The following is an 18,295-nucleotide window of genomic DNA, read 5'->3' as shown; positions in this document are numbered from 1 at the left end:
CATGGGCTACGACGCGAGTTTCCGGGTGTGGCGCGGCGATGCCGATGGTGGTGAGCTGCGGGACTATTCGGTTCCGGTGAACGAGGGGGAGGTGGTGCTCGACATCATTCACCGGTTGCAGGCCACGCAGACTCCGGACCTCGCGGTGCGGTGGAACTGCAAGGCGGGCAAGTGTGGATCGTGCTCAGCGGAGATCAACGGGCGTCCGCGGCTGCTGTGTATGACGCGGATGTCGACTTTTGCGGAGGACGAAGTGGTGACTGTGACTCCGATGCGCGCATTCCCGGTCATCCGTGATCTGGTCACCGATGTCTCGTTCAATTACCGGAAGGCACGCGAGATTCCGTCGTTCACACCGCCGCCCGGCTTGGCTCCCGGTGAGTACCGAATGCAGCAGATCGACGTCGCCCGCTCGCAGGAGTTCCGCAAGTGCATCGAATGCTTCCTGTGTCAGAACACTTGTCACGTCGTGCGCGATCACGAGGACAACAAGGAGGCGTTTTCCGGCCCCCGCTTCTTCATTCGGATCGCCGAACTCGAAATGCACCCTCTCGATACAGCAGACCGTCGGGACGCCGCGCAAGACCAGTCCGGACTCGGTCTGTGCAACATCACCAAATGCTGTACCGAGGTGTGCCCGGAGGACATCAAGATCACCGACAACGCAATCATCCCGATGAAGGAACGAGTCGTGGATCGGCGTTATGATCCGCTGGTCTGGCTGGGCAACAAGATCTTCCGTCGAGGTGAAACCTGATTCGGGTCAGGAAATTCCTCGGGAGATCGCGCGACTGGCCGCCTGCAGTGCCGGGACGAGGGGAGCGCTGCCGGTGTCGAGTGGAACGACAACAGATAATGCCGCGACAACGTCGCGAGAGCGGCGAATAGGCGACGCTATCGCCAGCGTGCCGAGATTGAGGTACTGGCGAGCTATGACGATGTCGGTGCGGCGGATCTCGGCCAGCAGAGAACGAAGCGTAGGTTCCTCGGTGATCGTGAACGGCGTCAGCGCCCGCAATCCGGCCGCGACAACATCGTCGAAGACGCCATGGGGAGCATGAGCCAGAAGCACCAGCCCACCGCTGGACGCGTGCAGCGGCAATCGTCCACCAGCCCGGCCGACAAGACCGACGGCGTCGTGGCTCGACAACCGCTCCAGGTAGACAGCCTCGAGGTGATCGCGGACAACCAGTTGTACGTTCTGCCCGGTGATTTCGTGCAAGTCCTCCATGAACGGCATTGCTACGGAACGTAAACCGTGTGCTCGGGGTGCGCGGGACCCGATCTCCCAGACCCGAAGTCCGATCTGAAATCGGCCGTCGTCGCCACGTTCGAGGGCTCCGAGCCTGGTGAGTTCTCGGCAGATGCGAAAGACCGTCGGCACGGGCAGTTCGGAACCCAGTGCAAGTTCGGTGATTGTCTGGCGGGGGTGCTGCGGAGTGAACAGATCGAGCAGGACCATAGCTCGTTCCAGCATTCCCGGCGGAGTAGCGACTTCTTTCACTCAATGAAAACTACCTTGTTGGCGGCCCTCATGTCCCGCGACCATCCAATCAGTGAAAAGTTGTTCTCTACCGAGGAGAGTTCTATGAGTCTGCCGCCCATTCGCACCCAGGTCGGTATCGTCGGGGCCGGTCCGGCCGGTCTGATGCTCTCCCATCTTCTTCATCTTCAGGGGATCGATTCCGTTGTCCTGGAATGCCGTACCCGCGAAGACGTCGAAGGAACGATCCGGGCGGGAATTCTCGAGCAGAACACCGTGGATTTGATGATCGCAACCGGCGTGGGTGATCGGTTACTCGCGGAAGGTCATCGCCACACCGGTACCCAGATCAGGTTCGCCGGTGAGGGGCGTCGCGTCGACTTCGAAGGGCTCACGGGTCGGGCTGTCACTGTGTACCCGCAGCATGAGGTGCTCATCGATCTGATTGCGCGCAGGCTGGCAGACAGCGGCGACATTCGCTTCGGCGTCAGTGACGTCGAGGTCCACGAGCACACTGGCGATCGCCCGTTCATCACGTTTGTCGACTCCGACGGTCAGGCGCAGCGGCTGGACTCCGAACTTGTTGCGGGATGCGATGGTTCGCGAACCGGGACGCGCCACCTCATTCCGGAGCCCGAGGTACGCACCGACTACTTCCGCCAGTACCCGTTCGTCTGGTTCGGCATTCTTGCCGAGGCCCCCCGAACGTCGGACGAACTCATCTACGCCCACAGCCCGCGGGGATTTTCACTCTGCAGCACACGATCCGAGACTGTGCAGCGGCACTACCTACAGGTTTCGGTCGACGACACTGTCGACGACTGGTCGGACGATCGAATCTGGGACGAGTTGCACCGACGCGTGGACGGACCTGGCGTCGAGGTCAAGGAGGGTGCCATCTTCTCGAAGAGCATCCTGCCGTTCCGTAGCTTTGTGTGTGAACCCATGCAATCCGGCCGCTTGTTCCTGGCCGGGGACGCCGCGCACACTGTCCCACCGACCGGCGCCAAGGGCATGAACCTCGCGCTGGCAGACGTGTGGGTTCTGGCCGACGCCATGGTCGGTTTCTTTACCGCTGGGGATCGACAAGCCCTCGACGGCTACTCCGCGGCTGTGTTGCCGAGGGTGTGGCGTGCTCAGCATTTCTCGTGGTGGATGTCGACGATGCTGCATACAGCACCCGACGCGTCGCCGTTCGACATCAAACGGCAGGAAGCTGAACTCGACGTCGTGACCAGCTCCCAAGCAGGGCTGACCTTGATTGCCGAGAACTACACCGGCCTGCCGCTGCCGCAACTGGTTCACACAGTGTCCTGACGCGCTGCCGTCTGGCAAAACGTCCGCATTGCCCATTTTTTATCTGAATATCTGTACAGATGTTATTTTTATTCAGAAGAAAAGGGGCAAACAGTGGGTCTCATCCGTTCCGGAGTTCCGACGTTCGCGATCGCTGCCGTCGTCGGCACCCTGCTCGTCACGTCGTGCAGCACCCCGTCGGGCACGTCGACCGCAAGCGACGGTCTGGTCCTCGCCGACGGCTACGAACTGGGCGGATACAACCCCGTCGCCGGCTTCGGTGCGGCCGGCGAAGCCAAGATGTACGACGGTCTGGTGCGCCTGCGCGGCGGTGAGGGAATGCCTGGTTTCGAACCGGCTCTTGCGACGTCGATCCCCACCGCCAACGCCGACGCCACCCTCTGGACCGTCACTCTCCGCGGCGGCGTCACCTTCTCCGACGGCTCCACTTTTGACGCCGCCGACGTGGTTGCCACGTACAAGGCGATCCTCGATCCGGCATCAGCGTCCGAGGCGAAGTCGTCGTTCGACATGATCAGCGATGTCGTAGCGCTGGACCAGAACACCGTGGAGTTCCGTCTCGCGTACTCCTACGCACCGCTACTCACCAAGATGCTGATCGGCATTGTGCCGTCGGAATCCGTGGCGACACCCGCTCTGGCGGCCGAGTCGACGCTCAACACCGAACCGATCGGGACGGGGCCGTACACCCTTGTCGATCTTTCACCCGACCGCGCGGTGTTTGCGGCCAACGAGAACTACTGGGACGGCGCACCGGAAATCAAGAAGCTCACGCTGCTCTATGTTCCGGACGACAACACCCGGGCGCAGCGGATGGCCTCGGGCGAGATCGACGGCACCAATCTCCCGCCGCTGCTTGCCAATACGTTCGAATCGCGGGACGGCATGTCGGTGACGGCCCATCAGTCCGCGGACTGGCGTGGTGTTTCGCTGCCCACCGACAACCCGGTAGCCGGTGACCCGGCGATGCGCATGGCACTGAATCTTGCCGCCAACCGGCAGTCCATGATCGACAACGTTCTCGGTGGGCACGGCCGCGTCGCCGCCACGCCGATTCCCGAGGTCTACGGTGCCTCGTACAACCCGGACGCAACGTTTGCGTACGACCCGGCCAAGGCTGAGCAGATCCTCACCGATGCCGGTTGGATCGAAGGCAGTGACGGGATTCGTTCGAAAGACGGTCGACGTGCGCAGTTCACGATCATGTACAACTCTGTGGACACGGTCCGTCGAGACTTGGCCCAGGCCTTTGCATCCGACGCACTCGGGATCGGCGTCGAAGTAGATCTCGAAGCACTGTCCTGGGATCGCATCGATCCGCGAATCAATCGGGACTCCACACTGCTCGGCGGCGGCGACGAACCGTTCGATCCCGATACCCAGGCCTACGACGCACTCAATTCCGCGTCCATCGCTCCCGGTGTCGGCAGCATCTACGACAATCCCAGTGACTACTCGAATCAGGTTGTCGACGCTGGACTCGACGTCGGTCGCCGAAGCCTCGACCAAGCGACCCGCGACGCCGCCTACCGAGATGTGCAGCAGGCGTACGTCGATGATCCCGGTTATGTGTACCTGGTCTTCCTCGATCACACGTACGTGTCGAAAGATTCCGATTGGACGATGTCCGGTCCGGTGCTGGAACCGCACGCGCACGGAGTGACCTGGGGTCCGTGGTGGTCGTTGCAGACGTGGACGCAAGAACAATGACGGCAATCGACGTACGAACCGGCGCCGCAACGTCGGACCCGCCGCGATCGCACAACGCTCGCCGACGCTCCATCCTCGTGATGGTCGGGCGCCGGATGCTGTTCATCGTCCCGGTGATCATCGTCGTGTCCGCCGGTTTGTTTGCCGCCGCGGCAATCTCGCCGTTCGATCCGCTTGTCGGCTATCTGGGCACGCGGTACATGACAACCAGCGAAGCGGACAAGGCCCTGATCGCCGCGCAGATGGGTTTCGACAACCCCTGGTACAGCACGTACTGGACGTGGCTGCATGCAGTGATAACCGGCGATCTGGGCGTCTCTCGATCCTTCAATCAGCCAGTCACCCAAGTCATCTCCGAACGACTGCCGTGGACGCTACTCCTGGTCGGCGTCAGTCTGGTGATTGCGATTCTCGCGTCGCTGGTGCTGGGAGTGCTCGCCGGAATCCGCAAGGGTGGGCTCCTGGACAGAACCGTGTCCGGGCTGTGCGTCGTCGTTCAAGGACTTCCGCCGTTTGTTCTCTCGCTCGGAGCTATCGCGCTCTTCGCGCTGACTCTCGGTTGGTTGCCAGTGGCCGGGTTGACCGACGGTGGTGCCGATCCCACACCGGCGCAGGTCATTCGGCACCTCATTCTCCCGGTCGCCGTCCTTGCGATCTCCCAAATGCCGTGGCTACTCCTCGCAGTGCGCGAATCCGTCGTCGGATCTACTGGTGAAGGATTTGTCGCCGGGGCGGTGGCGCGCGGAATACCGACTTCCACCATCACACAACGTCATATCGTGCCGACCTCGCTTGCGCCGTTCGTCAACATCATCGGAGTCCGATTGCCCGAACTTGTCGTCGGTGCGGTACTGGTGGAAGAAGTGTTCAGTTGGCCGGGAATTGCCGGTGCCATCGTCTCCTCCGCTCGGGACCTCGACATGGCGTTGCTCGCGTTCCTCACGGTCGGAACAACTCTGACGGTCATGCTCGGCTCGCTTCTCGCTGATGTGGTTGTTGCCCTCCTCGACCCGAGGGTGAGCACAGATGGCTAAGCGCCGCTTCGCAATCGCCGTCGGTGTCCTGATCCTCGTCGCGCTCTACGCCGGCTTGGTTCCGTGGATCGCCGACGTCGACGACCGTGTCACCGACTTCGCGCAGGCCCGGATGGCTCCGTCGCTCACGCATCCCTTCGGCACCGACTCTGCCGGGCGAGACCTGTTTGTTCGAGTCGCTGCCGGTATCCGGACGTCGTTGCTGATCGCTCTCGCCTGCGCACTGTTGTCCACGGTAATCGGGGTGGCGGTAGGCACCACTGCCGGACTCCTCGGCGGCTGGGTGGACCGAGTTGTCATGCGCGGCACCGACGCGGTGAACGCCCTCCCGCACTTGCTGCTCGGCATCGTCATCGTCGCGATGTTCCGCGGCAGTATCCTCGCCATCGTTCTCTCGATCGCACTCACACACTGGACCCAGGTAGCTCGCATCATCCGCGGCGAGATCCTGAATTTGCGTGACCGCCCGTACATCGACGCAGCCGTCCTCGCCGGAGCCAGCCGGAGACATGTGATCACTCGCCACCTGGTTCCGGCTGCTGCGCCGCAGGCCTTGATCGCGGTGGTCCTCCTGCTGCCGCACGCCGTGTGGCACGAGTCGACGCTCTCGTTCCTCGGATTCGGCCTTCCGCCCCACAAGCCCAGTCTGGGAACACTTCTGGAAGAGGCTCGCAGTTCTCTGCTGCTCGGTGGTTGGTGGACGCTGGTGTTTCCCGCAGCCGTTCTGGTGGTCACTACCGTTGCGGTGGCGGTGGCCGGTTCGGCATTGCGTTCGAAGCTCGCGCCGCCTCGGCCATCGGAGCTTCGACTGTGAATACCGGCCTTCGAATCGATGCGCTCACCGTCCGGATTCCGCTGCCCGGGGGCTCGATTGTTCACGCTGCCAGCAACATCGACCTTGCGGTGCCGCCTGGGACTGTCACAGCGCTGGTCGGAGAATCCGGCTGCGGCAAGTCCATCATCGCAACATCGGTGATGAACATGCTGCCGCCTGGCACTCAGTGCACCGGTACCATCACCGTCGACGACATCGACGTGTTTTCCGGAACACCCTTCCGTGGTAGTCATGCCGCACTCGTGCCACAATCTGCCGCAACATATCTCACGCCGGTGCGGACGGCACGCTCGCAACTGCAGGAGACAATCGACGCACTCGGAACCGCCCACACCTGCGACGGCTTGGCGCAGCGAGTGGGTCTCGAACCTTCCACCCTCGACTGCTACCCGCACGAACTGTCGGGTGGCATGGCGCAGCGGGTTGCCATTGCCGGCGCGTTGGCCGGGGACCCGTCGGTGGTCGTGGCCGACGAGCCGACCGCCAACCTGGACCGCGCGCTCACCGATCATGTTCTCGGCCTGCTGCGCGAGTGCGCCGATGCGGGTGCCGCGGTTCTGCTGATCACTCACGATCTGGCGTCGTTGACCCGAGTTGCGATCGCAGACAGGTTGGCCGTCATGTACGCCTCGCGCATCATGGAGATTGGCCCGGCTGCGCAGGTTCTGCAGGAGCCGCTTCACGATTACACCCGAGACCTGCTCGGAGCCTTGCCGTCTCGCGGGCTCAATCCCATCCCCGGATCACCCCCTCAATTGACGAATCTTCCGGACGAGTGCGTCTACTACCTGCGCCGACCGGAGTCCGCGCAATCCGGTGGGCCAACCGAACTGGTCACGTTCGGAGAGCGCACGTACCGAACCCGCCGGGAGGTGAGTGCACGATGAGTTTGCGCGCCCTGGATGTCACCGGTGGCTACGAGCGCGGGCGTCCCGTCCTCGAGAATGTCTCCCTCGAGATCCCGGCCGGCCATCTGATCGGGTTGACCGGGCCGTCCGGAACCGGAAAATCGACGCTGGCAAGGATTCTCGCGTCGCTGGACGCGCCGTGGTCCGGCGAAGTGCAGATCGACGGTTCTCGCGTTGCAGGAACCAAGTTCGGTGTTCCCGCTGAGTTCAGAGGGGCTGTGTCCATGCTCTTCCAATCGCCACGCGCCGCAACTGATCCCCGGCAGACGCTGGCACGGATCATCGGGCAGCCCGCCGACATCGCGGGCCGCGATATCGACATCGATGCACTGGCCTCGGAAGTCGGACTCACACCCGACTTGCTGGCGCGTCGCCCGCATCAGGTCAGTGACGGCCAGCTTCAACGCGCGGCGCTCGCGAGATCATTGGCGCAGCAACCCCGTTACCTCATCTGCGACGAAGCCACCGCGATGCTCGACGCCGCGACCACCGCCACCATCGTTCGGTTGATCGAGCGACGGGCAACGGATCACGGTATCGGGGTGCTTCTCATCAGCCACGATCGTGACCTGCTCGACGCGTGCTGCACACGCGTTCACGAACTCGACGACATCCGAGCGGGCTAGACGCTGCTCTTTCCGTAGCTTTCGCGGACCCCGACGTCCATGGGGAATCGAACAACCGTGTCGCCGAACAGCAGTCGAGTTGCGGATGCTGCCGCAGCCAGTACATGAGCTGTACCGGACTCGGGGTTTCGCGTGTGCACCACAACCTCGTCGTGCTGGAAGAACACCAATTCGCCGTCCGGGTCCTCGGCGAGGCGTCGTCGCAGGTCGGCGAGGAGACACAGAGCCCATTCCGAGGCCGTTGCCTGCACCACGAAGTTGCGGGTGAAACGTCCGCGCGCGTGAGCGTCGCCGTGTGAATAGAAATCGGGAGACGGCGGGGGACACGCTCGGCCGAGCAGAGAGTGCACTACCTCGCCGCGCTCGCCGGCTTTGGCGGCCTGCTCGACGTACTCGACCGCTACGGGGAAACGCTTGCGCAGCAACGTGAGTAGCGCTTTGGCTTCACCGGCGGTGGCGCCGTAGAGCACTCCGAGGATGGCAACTTTGGCTTTGGCGCGGTCGCCGCCAAATGCCTCGGCGCCAACGAGGGCGTACAGATCGTCATCACCGGCTGCCGCCATCATGCGGCGGTCGCGTGACATGGCAGCCAGAATCCGGGGCTCGAGTTGACCGGCGTCGGCCACCACGAATACGTGCCCGGGATCGGCAACAACGCTCGAGCGCATGGTCTTCGGGATCTGGAGGGCGCCGCCGCCTCGGCTTGCCCACCGGCCCGAGACGACACCACCGGGAACGTAGATGGGGCGGAAGCGATCGCCACGCACCCAACTGTCCATCCATTGCCAGCCATTGGTGCTGTACAGCTTGGCGAGTTCGCGGTGGCGCAGGAGCAACGGAACCGCCGGGTGATCAACTTCCTGCAGAAACCACTTGCGCGTCGACGGCAGTTCGATGCCCTGGCGCCCGAATGCCTCGGTGATCTCGACGGACGACGCGGGGTTCACCGTCCGCCCGAAGGCGTCGCTGATCTGGGTGGCAAGTTCCTGCATGCGAACGGGGAGGTCGTACCCCGTTGGCCGGGGGCCAAGTCTCTCCTCGAGGAGTTCGCGGTGCTTCCGCGTCGAGAACGGCAAACCGGCGTGCGTCATTTCAGCAGCACTGAGCGCGCCGGCTGATTCTGCGGCAATCAGCAGATCCAGGCGCGCGTCGGCGCCTATGACAGTGCGTTGCTCCGCGAACTCCGCAACAACACCATCAGGATCGAGGACGGGAGCGGTGTCGAACAAGCCGAGACGGTCGTCGTCGGACTCCTCGGCCGGTGGTGACGGCTGACCCGCGCGCATGCTCAGGATCGCGCGGGTCAGCGAAATATCGTGGCAGCGCTGTACGTGGACGCCGGCGCGCAGCAACATCGGGTAGACCGAGGCGGTGCTCGGCCAGACCCACCGTGGATGCTCGGCACTCTCGATAGCTTGGACCGCGGCAACCAGATCGGGATATTCGACGCGGTCGCCGACGGCAGTCCCGTCGGGGTCGGTGCGAACAACCGTCGCGGTGACTGCTCCCGTGGACGTCGTACTACCGGGAACCAGGACAACTCTCACTGCTCCAGTGTGACGGTTGGGTCCGACAACAACTGGCCCGAGTGCTTCTACCCCGCTTCCACCCCGTGCATTCGGACTTCCTTTCCTTGCCAGCGGGATCGTAGCCACCGATCGTGGCTGGCCAGCACGATCGCGCCCGGGCCGGTGCCCATGGCATCCTCGAGTTCTCCGCACAAGCTCGGGGACAGGTGATTGGTCGGTTCGTCCAGAAGCAGCAACTCGGGTGGACGGGCCACCAACAGTGCCAACGCCAGCCGGCGACGCTGACCGACGGACAACTCGCCAACCAACTTGTCCTGATCCCAAACCGCCAACAGGCCAAGGGAATCCAACGGAACCTTCTCGGCAATCTCCGCGCCGAGGGTCAGATCATAGATTTCCCGCGCAGTTCGGTCAGCCCGATCGAACGCGGTGTCCTGCGCCAAAAGACCGATCGTCAGGTCGGGTTTTCGCGCCAGCGTGCCGGTGTGGTCCAGCGCACCGGCGAGTACTGCAAGCAAGGTGGATTTCCCGGCCCCATTCGCTCCGATGACCAGTAGTCGGTCGGTGGATGAGATATCGAGACTGTCCATCGTCATTCGGCCAGGAACTCGAACCTGCCGCAATGACAGGAGGATTTCGTCCTCAGCCTGGGTGATGAACACGCCAGGACTGAATCGAAGAGGCTTCGGGGGTTGCTCAATCTGGTCTCGTTCCAGCTTGTCGAGCCGGCGGGTGGCACTGCGAACCCGGCGTGCGATCTGGTTCTGTACTCGACCCCCGGCGTGACCGTATCCCATTTTTTCGTTGTCGCGCTTCACATGATTCGGCGCAACCTCGTATGCACTGACACCGGCCGCGTAGCGCAACGCGTCCAAATCCTCCTGCTCTTGATCGAATCGCCGTTGCCAGCGTTCCAGTTCGGCGCGTTTCTGCAACAGATACGCGGTGTAGTTACCGCCGTAGCGGGTGGGACCGTCCAGAGCGGGGTCGAGGTCGATCAGATCCGTGCAGACGGCGTCGAGGAACGCGCGGTCGTGAGTGGCCACGACGACAACCCCGGACAGGCCGCAAAGATGCTCGGCCAGAAACGATGCCGCCTCGTCGTCGAGATGGTTCGTCGGCTCGTCGAGCAACAGCGCGGATGGTCGGCGAATCATCAGAGCCGCCAAGGCCAGCCGGCTGCGTTGACCACCTGACAACGACGAGAGGAGGCGTTCATGCTGAAGGTGTCCGAGACCTAACCCGCCGAGAATCATCGCGGCCCGCCGGTCCGCATCCCACACCTCGTGTCGCTGCGCGCGTGCAAGGCAATCCGTGTAGGCGTCGGCGGCAGTGTGATCCTCGGGCGCACAACTGAGTTCCTGTGCAGCTCTGTCGAGTTCGGCGATGATCTCGCGCGCGTCCCGGAGGGCTGTATCGAGTACGTCGGCGATCGTCGTCTTGTTGTCGTACACCGTTTCCTGCTGCAGGAACGCGAGATCAGACGGTCGCTCCACGCTGCCCGCATCGGGCTCGTCCGTACCCGCGAGCACCCGCAACAGAGTCGACTTCCCGGCGCCGTTCTCGCCGATGAGACCAATCCGATCACCAGGTGCCGCGGTGAGTGAGACGCCGTCGAGTACCCGCCGCGTTCCCAGCGTGCGGACGAGATATTGTGCAATCAACGCTGTTTCAGGCATGTTCAGCACCAAGGGTGACATTGGCCGGTGCGGCGACTTCGCGTAAACGTCCCTCCGACAGACGTAACCAGCGTTCGACCTTCACCTCGGACAAGAACCGTTCGTCGTGGCTGACGACCACGAAGGCACCCTGATAGGCATTGAGCGCACTCTCCAACTGCCCGACACTGACAAGGTCGAGGTTGTTGGTCGGTTCGTCGAGTAGTAGTAATTGAGGTGCCGGCTCGGCGAACAGCACGCACGCGAGGGTCGCTCGCAACCGCTCACCACCGGAGAGGACCCCGACTGGAAGGTGAACGCGAGATCCACGAAAGAGAAAGCGTGCCAACAGATTCATCCGCTGAGGTGCCGGCATGTCCGGGGCAAAAGCAGCCAGGTTCTCCGCGACGGTGAGGTTCACATCGAGTAGATCGAGTCGCTGTGACACATACGCAACGCGGCCCTGCGCCTGTGCGATCTTGCCGCCACTCGGGGTCAGTTCGCCGTTGATGATCCGCAACAGCGTGGATTTGCCCGCGCCGTTCGGACCGGTCACCGCAATTCGCTCAGGTCCGCGGATCGCCAGATCTGCCCCGCCGTCGGCGAAGACCTCCCGATCGCCCAAACGGAATTGCATCCGTTCGCCCAGGAACACTGTCCGGCCCGCAGGAACATCGGTGCCGGGCAGTTCCAACGTGATTCGTTGTTCATCGCGCAACGCTCGCCCCGCGGTATCGAGTCGGGCCTTGGCCGAATCGACGCGGGCGTTATGCGTCTCGTTTGCCTTGCCGGCAGACTCCTGGGCATTGCGTTTCATCGTCCCGGCAAAAATTTTCGGTAGCCCGGCGTTTCCGAGGTTGCGTGCTGCGTTGCTTGCGCGACGAGCAGCGCGTTCGCGGGCCTGCTGCAATTCCCGTTTCTCCCGCTTGACGTCCTGCTCGGCATTGCGAATGTTCTTTTCGGCAACTTCCCGTGCAGCGTTCACGGCGCCTTCGTATTCGGTGAAATTTCCACCGTAGAAACGAATTTCACCATTGTCGAGTTCGGCGATGCGGTCCATTCGGTCCAGCAGAGCACGATCGTGGCTGACCAGTAGCAGGCAACCGTTCCAATCGTCGAGGACGCCGTAGAGTTTGTGCCGCGCATCGAGATCGAGGTTATTCGTCGGTTCGTCGAGCAACAGAACGTCCGGGCGACGCAGCAGTTGCGCAGCGAGACCGAGCGAGACGACCTGGCCCCCGCTGAGCGTGTGAAGTCGGCGGGTGAACGACAGGTCTCCCAAGCCGAGACGGTCCAGTTGGGCGCCGGTACGTTCCTCGATGTCCCAGTCGGAACCAATCGTGGTGAAGTGCTCTTCGGCGGCATCCCCCGACTCGACAGCGTCCAACGCCGCGAGGATCGGTGCGATCCCCAGAACCTCGGCAACGGTGAGGTCGCCGGTCATCGGCAAGCTCTGCGGAAGGTACCCGAGCACCCCGTCGACGGACACACTGCCACCGCCTATGGGCAGGTCACCCGCTATCAACCGGAGAAGGGTGCTCTTTCCGGCGCCATTCGGTGCTACCAACCCGGTCCGGCCGCCGGGCACACTGAAGGACAGTTTCTCGAAAACCGGTGTGTCGTCAGGCCAGGCAAACGACAGGTGTGAACAGACAATGTATGAATCGGACATGATGAGACCTCGAGTGTCGCGCGGGCGCGTCAAAGCGGCTCCGCGAAAGAAATGATGTGGTGAACGACAACATGGCCACTGCGGCAGCGCTGCGAAAGCGCTTACCGGTGGCCGTCAGTGCCGGGTTTTACCCGGAGATGTCGAGTTCACCAACCATTTTTCGATCTTTCTCGTTCCGATTATTCGGAACCGACCATAACACCCGAAACTGTTGCCGCGTCGATCACGCCGCACCAGGTTGATTGCGTGTTCTACGTCAGAAACCGATAAAGCGAATCTGCTGACCAGGGCGGGCCTGGCCGAGTCGGTCGATATCGGCGTCGGCCACAACACCGACAACGGGATATCCGCCGGTGATGGGGTGATCGGCCAGGAAGATCACGGGTTGGCCGCTGGGCGGCACTTGGATCGAACCGAGCGCAACGCCTTCGGTGGGCAATTCGAGTCCGTCAACCCGCTGCAGCAGTGCGTCATTGCCGACGCGGTCGAGTCGGGCACCGATGCGGTCGGAGTCGGTCGAGATTGTCCATCGCCCCTGGGTCAGGGTTTCCGGATTGGCAAAACGATCCGCGCGCGGCCCGAAGATCACCCGAATGTCGAGTGTTCCGTTTGTAACCGGCTGAACAGGTGCCACGTCCAGGAGCGGAAATGCGACTGGAGTGGGCCCGACCTCAAGCACGTCGTTGGGTTTGAGGGGCGCCGGACCGATTCCGGAAAGCGTGTCGGTACTGCGTGATCCGAGAATCTTGGGCACCGCGATTCCGCCCCGGACGGTCAGGTACGTCCGTAGGCCGGTGGGCGCGTACTCCAAGCGGACTACCTGACCGGGGTCCGCGACGACGACGCTCGAATGTCCGACGGGGATGCCGTCGAGGTACGCCTGCGCGGGGGCTCCGGTGAAGGCCAGGGTGATCTGCTGTTGCGCGCGAAGACTCAGGCCACCCATCAGAATTTCCACTCCGGCAGCGTCTTCGGAGTTGCCGACAAGTCGATTGCCGAGTCGCAAGGATCGTCTGTCGGCAGCACCGGACACACCGACGCCGGAGCGCAGATGACCGGTTCGACCGAGGTCCTGAACCAAGCTCAGCGGACCGGTTTCGAGTATCTCCACCCCGGTCATCGCTTGTCCTCATTGACGAATCGCACCCGACGCCCGGGCTGCACAGCGGCAGGCGGTGTTTCGTCCAAGTCCCACATCACGGCGTCGGTGCTGCCGATGATCTGCCAGCCACCCGGGGAGGCTCGCGGGTACACCGCGCTGTATCCGCCGGCCAGGGCTACGGCGCCGGCGGGCACCGCGGTGCGTGATTGGGCTCGACGCGGGACGTCGAGCCGAGCGTCGCCGGACGTCAGGTAGGCAAATCCCGGCGCAAATCCGATGAAGGCGCAGCGCCACTCCGCTGAGGTGTGAGCTGAAATGACCTCGGCGCGGCTCATTTTCAGGATCCTTGCTACGTCGTCGAGGTCGGGTCCGTCGTAGCGGACATTGACGGTGAAGGGAGTATCGTCGCCGCGCTCGTCCGGGATTGCCTCGGACATGGTGCGTGCCAGTTCGTTCAGTTCATGGAGCACCGCAGTGACATGTGCCGTGGGCCTGCAGATCACGAGAACCGTGCGTGCGGCGGGCAGGAAATCCTCCACTCCAGCCGGAGTGTTGCGCGTGAGCGCATGGGTGAATGCCAGAACATCGGCCTCGGTGTCGAGGTCCACCAGAAGCCCGTGTTCACCGGCCGGGAGGATAGTCGGGCGACTCATGTGAACGACTCCACCCGAATGCGGGAGTTGATCAAGCCGGCCTTGATGGCATTGGCCATGGCAACGGCGCCAGGCGAATCACCGTGAACACAAATGCTTTTCACCGACATCGGGATGGCGATCCCATCGGAGGTGAGTACCGTTCCGCTGCTGGCCAAGTCGATCGCCTGTGCCGTCGCGGCGGCCGGATCGGAGATGACCGCACCAGGTTCACTGCGCGGGGTCAGCGTCCCGAACCGGGTGTACGTGCGATCGGCGAATCCCTCGGCGACAAAGTCGACGCCGTGTGCCTCCGCAGCTTTCTGCAGATGAGACTGTGGTGGTCCCAGCAGCGCAAGGCGATTCGAGAATTCGGTCATGGCGGACACGATAGCGTCGGCGAGTTCGGGACTCTTCGATGCGGAGTGGTAGAGCGCGCCGTGAGGCTTGACGTAGGTGACAGAAGACCCCGCGGAGTGAGCGAATCCTGCCAGTGCGCCGACCTGGTAGAGAGTTTCGTCCAACAGATCACCTGGTGTGATGTCGATGTGCCGTCGGCCGAATCCGACCAGATCCCGAAAACCGATGTGCGCTCCGATGGATACCGAATGTTCGACCGCCATCTCGCAGGTCCGTCGCATGGTGGCCGCATCGCCGGCATGGAATCCGCACGCGATATTGGCGCTCGTCACGATGTCGAGGAGCGCCGCGTCGTCGCCCATACGCCAGTCTCCGAAGCTTTCTCCGAGATCACAATTGAGGTCGATGTTCATGCCAGATCCAGGGTGTAATCGCTGTCCGGGGCGTCTGTGACCAGCATATGCCCGGGAGCATGAGTGATGGCGAACGGGAGTTTCGACGCCATGACCGCAGCTTGCGGAGTGACTCCGCAGGCCCAGAACATCGGTACGTCGCCCGGTTGGAGTTCCACAGCGTCGCCGAAGTCGGGACGGCTCAGGTCGGAGATGCCGAGTTCGGCTGGATCGCCGATGTGGATGGGTGCACCGTGAACGGCGGGCATACGCGCGGTGATGGAGCGGGCCTGTTCGACCTGGTCTGCGGGGACGGGACGCATCGACACCACGGTCGGCCCGCTGACCCGCCCGGCGGGCCGGCATTCGCGATTTGTGATGTACATCGGGACGTTTCGGTTCTGCTCGACGTGGCGAAGAGGAATCCCAGCGGCCATCAGAGGGTGTTCGAAGGTGAAGCTGCAGCCGATGTGAAATGCCACCAGATCGTCGCGCCAGTATTGCGTCGCATCCGGAATCTCAGCAGTCAGTTCGCCGTCGACCCACACGCGGTAGAGCGGAAAATCCGTCCTGATGTCTGCTCCGGGAGCGAGAATCGTCGTGAAATCCCCGGCGTCGGTGACGTCGAGTGCCGGGCAGGGCTTGGGGTTCCGCTGCGTGAAGAGCAGAACGTCGTATGCCCAGTCCTTAGGGACCGCAATGAGATTGGTCTGGGCGAAGCCCGGTGCGATTCCGGACGTGGGGAACACGTCTCCGGCTCTGAATCCCGCGCGAGCCGAGCGTGGATCCGGGTTGGTGCGATTCTCGATCATGGTGAAGTCCAATCCTCATTCCTGAAAAGGCGCCGATCAGTTCAAAACACCGATCAGTTGAGTTGGCGTCCCAGGGTTTCGGGGAGTCCGAAGAGTGCCAGGACAGCGATGCCGTAGCCGATGGCGCCGAAGATCATGGCGCCGCCGATGCCCAGACTGCTGGCTGCGAGGAAACCGACGATGGCGGGGAACACCGCACCGACTGCGCGACCGAAGTTGTAGGTGAAGCCCTGGCCGGTACCGCGGTGCGCGGTCGGGTAGAGCTCCGAGAGGAACGAACCGAATCCGCTGAAGATCGCCGACGTGCAGAAGCCCAGCGGGAATCCGAGAATCATGATGAGGGTGTTGGCGCCGTCGGGAACCTGTGTGTAGAGCACCATGAACACGGCAGACAAGGTGGCGAACAGCTGCATGGTCCGCTTACGGCCGAGCTTGTCGGTGAGGATGCCGCCGCTGACGTAGCCGAGGAATGCGCCACTGATGAGGATCGCGAGATAGCCGCCGGTGCCCACGACGTCGAGGCCGCGTGAGTTCTTCAGGTAAGTCGGAAGCCACGACGCGAGTGTGTAGTAACCGCCCTGGACTCCGGTGGCGAGAAGTGAAGCAAACAGCGTGGTCTTGAGCATCGGGCCGCGGAAGATGGCGAGGAAAGAACCTTTGTCGGCCTTCTTCTCACGCTTCTCCGTGATTTCTTCCGGGTCCTTGAGGTTGCGGCGCACCCAGATGATGAGGAAGGCGGGGATGACTCCGGTCCAGAACAGAACGCGCCATGCGATGTCGGGATCGAAGAGTTGGAAGACGATCGTGTAGATGATGACCGACAAACCCCAGCCCACCGCCCAGGCGCTCTGGACGAAGGCGACCGCTCGGCCGCGGTACTCGGGCTTTGCGTATTCGGCCACCAGAATTGCGCCGGCAGCCCATTCGCCGCCGAAGCCGAGACCCTGGAACGCGCGGAAGATGAGTAGCGTCTCGAAGTTGGGTGCAAATCCGCACAGGACCGTGAAGATCGTGTAGGTCGCTACCGTCACCTGCAGGGTGCGGACACGTCCGATGCGGTCGACCAGGATGCCGGCGAGAACACCGCCGAGCGCGGAAACCACCAACGTGACGGTGGTCAGCAGACCGGCCTGTCCCGTCGTGATCGAGAAGTACGCGGCAATCGCGGCCAACCCGAGAGGGAGAACCTGGAAGTCGTAGGAGTCGAGGCCGTAGCCGCCGAAAGCGCCGACGAATGCCTTCTTGCCCTTCGGTCCAAGCGTGCGGAACCAGTCGAACGGGCGCGGAGGGGCACCTGCGGTTTGAATCGGAGCGGTCATCGGTACCTCGCGTGAAGATGGAATGTCAGGACTCCCAACGTACAAAATCGTTCAACGATCCTGCAATCCCATGAAGGGATAATTAATGTGCTGGAAACTTTTGGGGGCAGCCGTAGGCCGTCCGGACGCCCTGCTCTCACTATGATGAGGGCAGCAACAAACCACTAGGAGTGCACTTGACCAGCCTGAATCCTCCGAAAGAGGATGCTAACGCCGCGTTGGCCGCCCATCGAGGGCTCCTCGAGCGCACCAGTCGAACAGCGCGGGTCGCCGGGATTCTGCGCGAGCTGATCATCGACGGAAGCTTTCGTCCGGGCGCACGACTGTCCGAGCCCGACATCTGCGCGGCGTTGGATGTCTCCCGAAATACCGTGCGCGAGGCGTTCCAGATCCTCATCGAAGACCGGTTGGTTTCACACGAACTCAACCGTGGCGTATTCGTTCGAGTCCCGTCGGCTGAGGACATCGCCGAGTTGTACATCTGCCGTCGGGTGGTCGAGTCGGCGGGAGTACGAGATTTCGATCCGGAAACAGGCAATCTCGGTGACGTCGCCGCCGCGCTCGAGCTCGCAGAAGAACGTCTGGCCGCCGATGACTGGACCGGAGTGGGAACGGCCGACATCCATTTCCATCGCGCTATCGCTGGTCTGAGTAACAGCAGCAGAATCGACGAACTGATGGGCGGCGTGTGGAACGAACTGCGACTGGTCTTTCACGTCATGGACGACGCACACCGATTCCACTCGCCGTATCTCGCCCGGAATCACGAGATATACAGCGCTTTGAAAGCCGGTGACAATGCGACGGCGGTCGAATTGCTGCAGCGGTATCTGTACGACGCACGCGATCAGATCCTGGCCGACTATCCGGCCGCCGTCGAAAAGTTGTCAGGTCGAACGTAAAGCT

Annotated in this window: 17 protein-coding genes; 8 read left to right on the top strand and 9 right to left on the bottom strand. The window is 62.8% G+C overall.

Annotation, left to right across the window (positions count from 1 at the left end; all coding sequences use genetic code 11):
• The first annotated feature begins 1 nt into the window (after position 1).
• Positions 2-757, top strand: a complete 756-nt coding sequence (locus R4P64_RS00620; RefSeq protein WP_033233402.1) for a succinate dehydrogenase/fumarate reductase iron-sulfur subunit — start codon at positions 2-4, stop codon at positions 755-757.
• Between the two features lie 6 nt (positions 758-763).
• On the opposite strand, the gene R4P64_RS00615 is transcribed toward R4P64_RS00620, so the two are convergent.
• Complete coding sequence (locus tag R4P64_RS00615; RefSeq protein WP_033233401.1) at positions 764-1,477, bottom strand: IclR family transcriptional regulator; 714 nt, start codon at positions 1,475-1,477, stop codon at positions 764-766.
• A 111-nt stretch (positions 1,478-1,588) separates the two neighbouring features.
• Here R4P64_RS00615 and R4P64_RS00610 point away from each other — a divergent pair, with 111 nt between their 5' ends.
• The 6 genes from R4P64_RS00610 (at position 1,589) to R4P64_RS00585 (ending at position 7,913) form a co-directional block, all read left to right on the top strand.
• Complete coding sequence (locus R4P64_RS00610; protein WP_317818874.1) at positions 1,589-2,800, top strand: 4-hydroxybenzoate 3-monooxygenase; 1,212 nt, start codon at positions 1,589-1,591, stop codon at positions 2,798-2,800.
• A 93-nt stretch (positions 2,801-2,893) separates the two neighbouring features.
• A complete protein-coding gene (locus tag R4P64_RS00605; protein ID WP_261984661.1) occupies positions 2,894-4,510 on the top strand; it encodes an ABC transporter substrate-binding protein in 1,617 nt (538 codons plus the stop codon).
• The gene (locus R4P64_RS00600; protein WP_317818872.1) at positions 4,507-5,544 is read left to right on the top strand and encodes an ABC transporter permease; all 1,038 of its coding nucleotides are present in this window, start codon (positions 4,507-4,509) and stop codon (positions 5,542-5,544) included. Before R4P64_RS00605 ends, R4P64_RS00600 begins: the two co-directional genes overlap by 4 nt.
• Positions 5,537-6,358, top strand: a complete 822-nt coding sequence (locus tag R4P64_RS00595; RefSeq protein ID WP_116102676.1) for an ABC transporter permease — start codon at positions 5,537-5,539, stop codon at positions 6,356-6,358. The genes R4P64_RS00600 and R4P64_RS00595 overlap by 8 nt, the downstream gene beginning before the upstream one ends.
• The gene (locus R4P64_RS00590; RefSeq protein ID WP_317818871.1) at positions 6,355-7,266 is read left to right on the top strand and encodes an ABC transporter ATP-binding protein; all 912 of its coding nucleotides are present in this window, start codon (positions 6,355-6,357) and stop codon (positions 7,264-7,266) included. Before R4P64_RS00595 ends, R4P64_RS00590 begins: the two co-directional genes overlap by 4 nt.
• Entirely contained in the window at positions 7,263-7,913 is a 651-nt protein-coding gene (locus R4P64_RS00585) for an ABC transporter ATP-binding protein (protein ID WP_116102679.1), read from the top strand. Before R4P64_RS00590 ends, R4P64_RS00585 begins: the two co-directional genes overlap by 4 nt.
• Here R4P64_RS00585 and R4P64_RS00580 read toward each other — a convergent pair.
• From R4P64_RS00580 to R4P64_RS00545, 8 genes are all read right to left on the bottom strand, one after another.
• Complete coding sequence (locus tag R4P64_RS00580) at positions 7,910-9,460, bottom strand: bifunctional 3'-5' exonuclease/DNA polymerase (RefSeq protein ID WP_219110268.1); 1,551 nt, start codon at positions 9,458-9,460, stop codon at positions 7,910-7,912. The genes R4P64_RS00585 and R4P64_RS00580 overlap by 4 nt on opposite strands.
• 47 nt (positions 9,461-9,507) lie before the next feature.
• Entirely contained in the window at positions 9,508-11,121 is a 1,614-nt protein-coding gene (locus tag R4P64_RS00575; RefSeq protein ID WP_317818870.1) for an ABC-F family ATP-binding cassette domain-containing protein, read from the bottom strand.
• Complete coding sequence (locus R4P64_RS00570; protein ID WP_317818868.1) at positions 11,114-12,772, bottom strand: ABC-F family ATP-binding cassette domain-containing protein; 1,659 nt, start codon at positions 12,770-12,772, stop codon at positions 11,114-11,116. The genes R4P64_RS00575 and R4P64_RS00570 overlap by 8 nt, the downstream gene beginning before the upstream one ends.
• 256 nt (positions 12,773-13,028) lie before the next feature.
• On the bottom strand, positions 13,029-13,892 hold the full coding sequence (locus R4P64_RS00565) for a biotin-dependent carboxyltransferase family protein (protein ID WP_317544935.1): 864 nt from the start codon (positions 13,890-13,892) through the stop codon (positions 13,029-13,031).
• Entirely contained in the window at positions 13,889-14,527 is a 639-nt protein-coding gene (locus tag R4P64_RS00560; RefSeq protein WP_317818867.1) for an allophanate hydrolase subunit 1, read from the bottom strand. The genes R4P64_RS00565 and R4P64_RS00560 overlap by 4 nt, the downstream gene beginning before the upstream one ends.
• Positions 14,524-15,279, bottom strand: a complete 756-nt coding sequence (locus R4P64_RS00555; RefSeq protein WP_317818866.1) for a 5-oxoprolinase subunit PxpA — start codon at positions 15,277-15,279, stop codon at positions 14,524-14,526. Before R4P64_RS00555 ends, R4P64_RS00560 begins: the two co-directional genes overlap by 4 nt.
• Positions 15,276-16,070 carry a putative hydro-lyase gene (locus R4P64_RS00550; protein ID WP_317818865.1) on the bottom strand — a complete coding sequence of 265 codons (795 nt, stop codon included), beginning with the start codon at positions 16,068-16,070 and terminating at the stop codon, positions 15,276-15,278. Before R4P64_RS00550 ends, R4P64_RS00555 begins: the two co-directional genes overlap by 4 nt.
• A gap of 53 nt (positions 16,071-16,123) precedes the next feature.
• Positions 16,124-17,389, bottom strand: coding sequence for an MFS transporter (locus R4P64_RS00545; protein WP_033233390.1), 1,266 nt, complete (start codon positions 17,387-17,389; stop codon positions 16,124-16,126).
• Positions 17,390-17,559: 170 nt separating this feature from the next.
• On the opposite strand from R4P64_RS00545, the gene R4P64_RS00540 reads away from it, so the two are divergent.
• Positions 17,560-18,291, top strand: coding sequence for a GntR family transcriptional regulator (locus R4P64_RS00540; protein ID WP_317544938.1), 732 nt, complete (start codon positions 17,560-17,562; stop codon positions 18,289-18,291).
• Positions 18,292-18,295: the final 4 nt, after the last annotated feature.

Origin of the sequence: Rhodococcus sp. IEGM 1366 (genome assembly GCF_033142425.1) — a bacterium.
Lineage (GTDB): Bacteria > Actinomycetota > Actinomycetes > Mycobacteriales > Mycobacteriaceae > Rhodococcus_F > Rhodococcus_F globerula.
The sequence above is the reverse complement of the archived record's forward strand: the minus strand, read 5'-3'. Positions and strand labels throughout refer to the sequence as shown.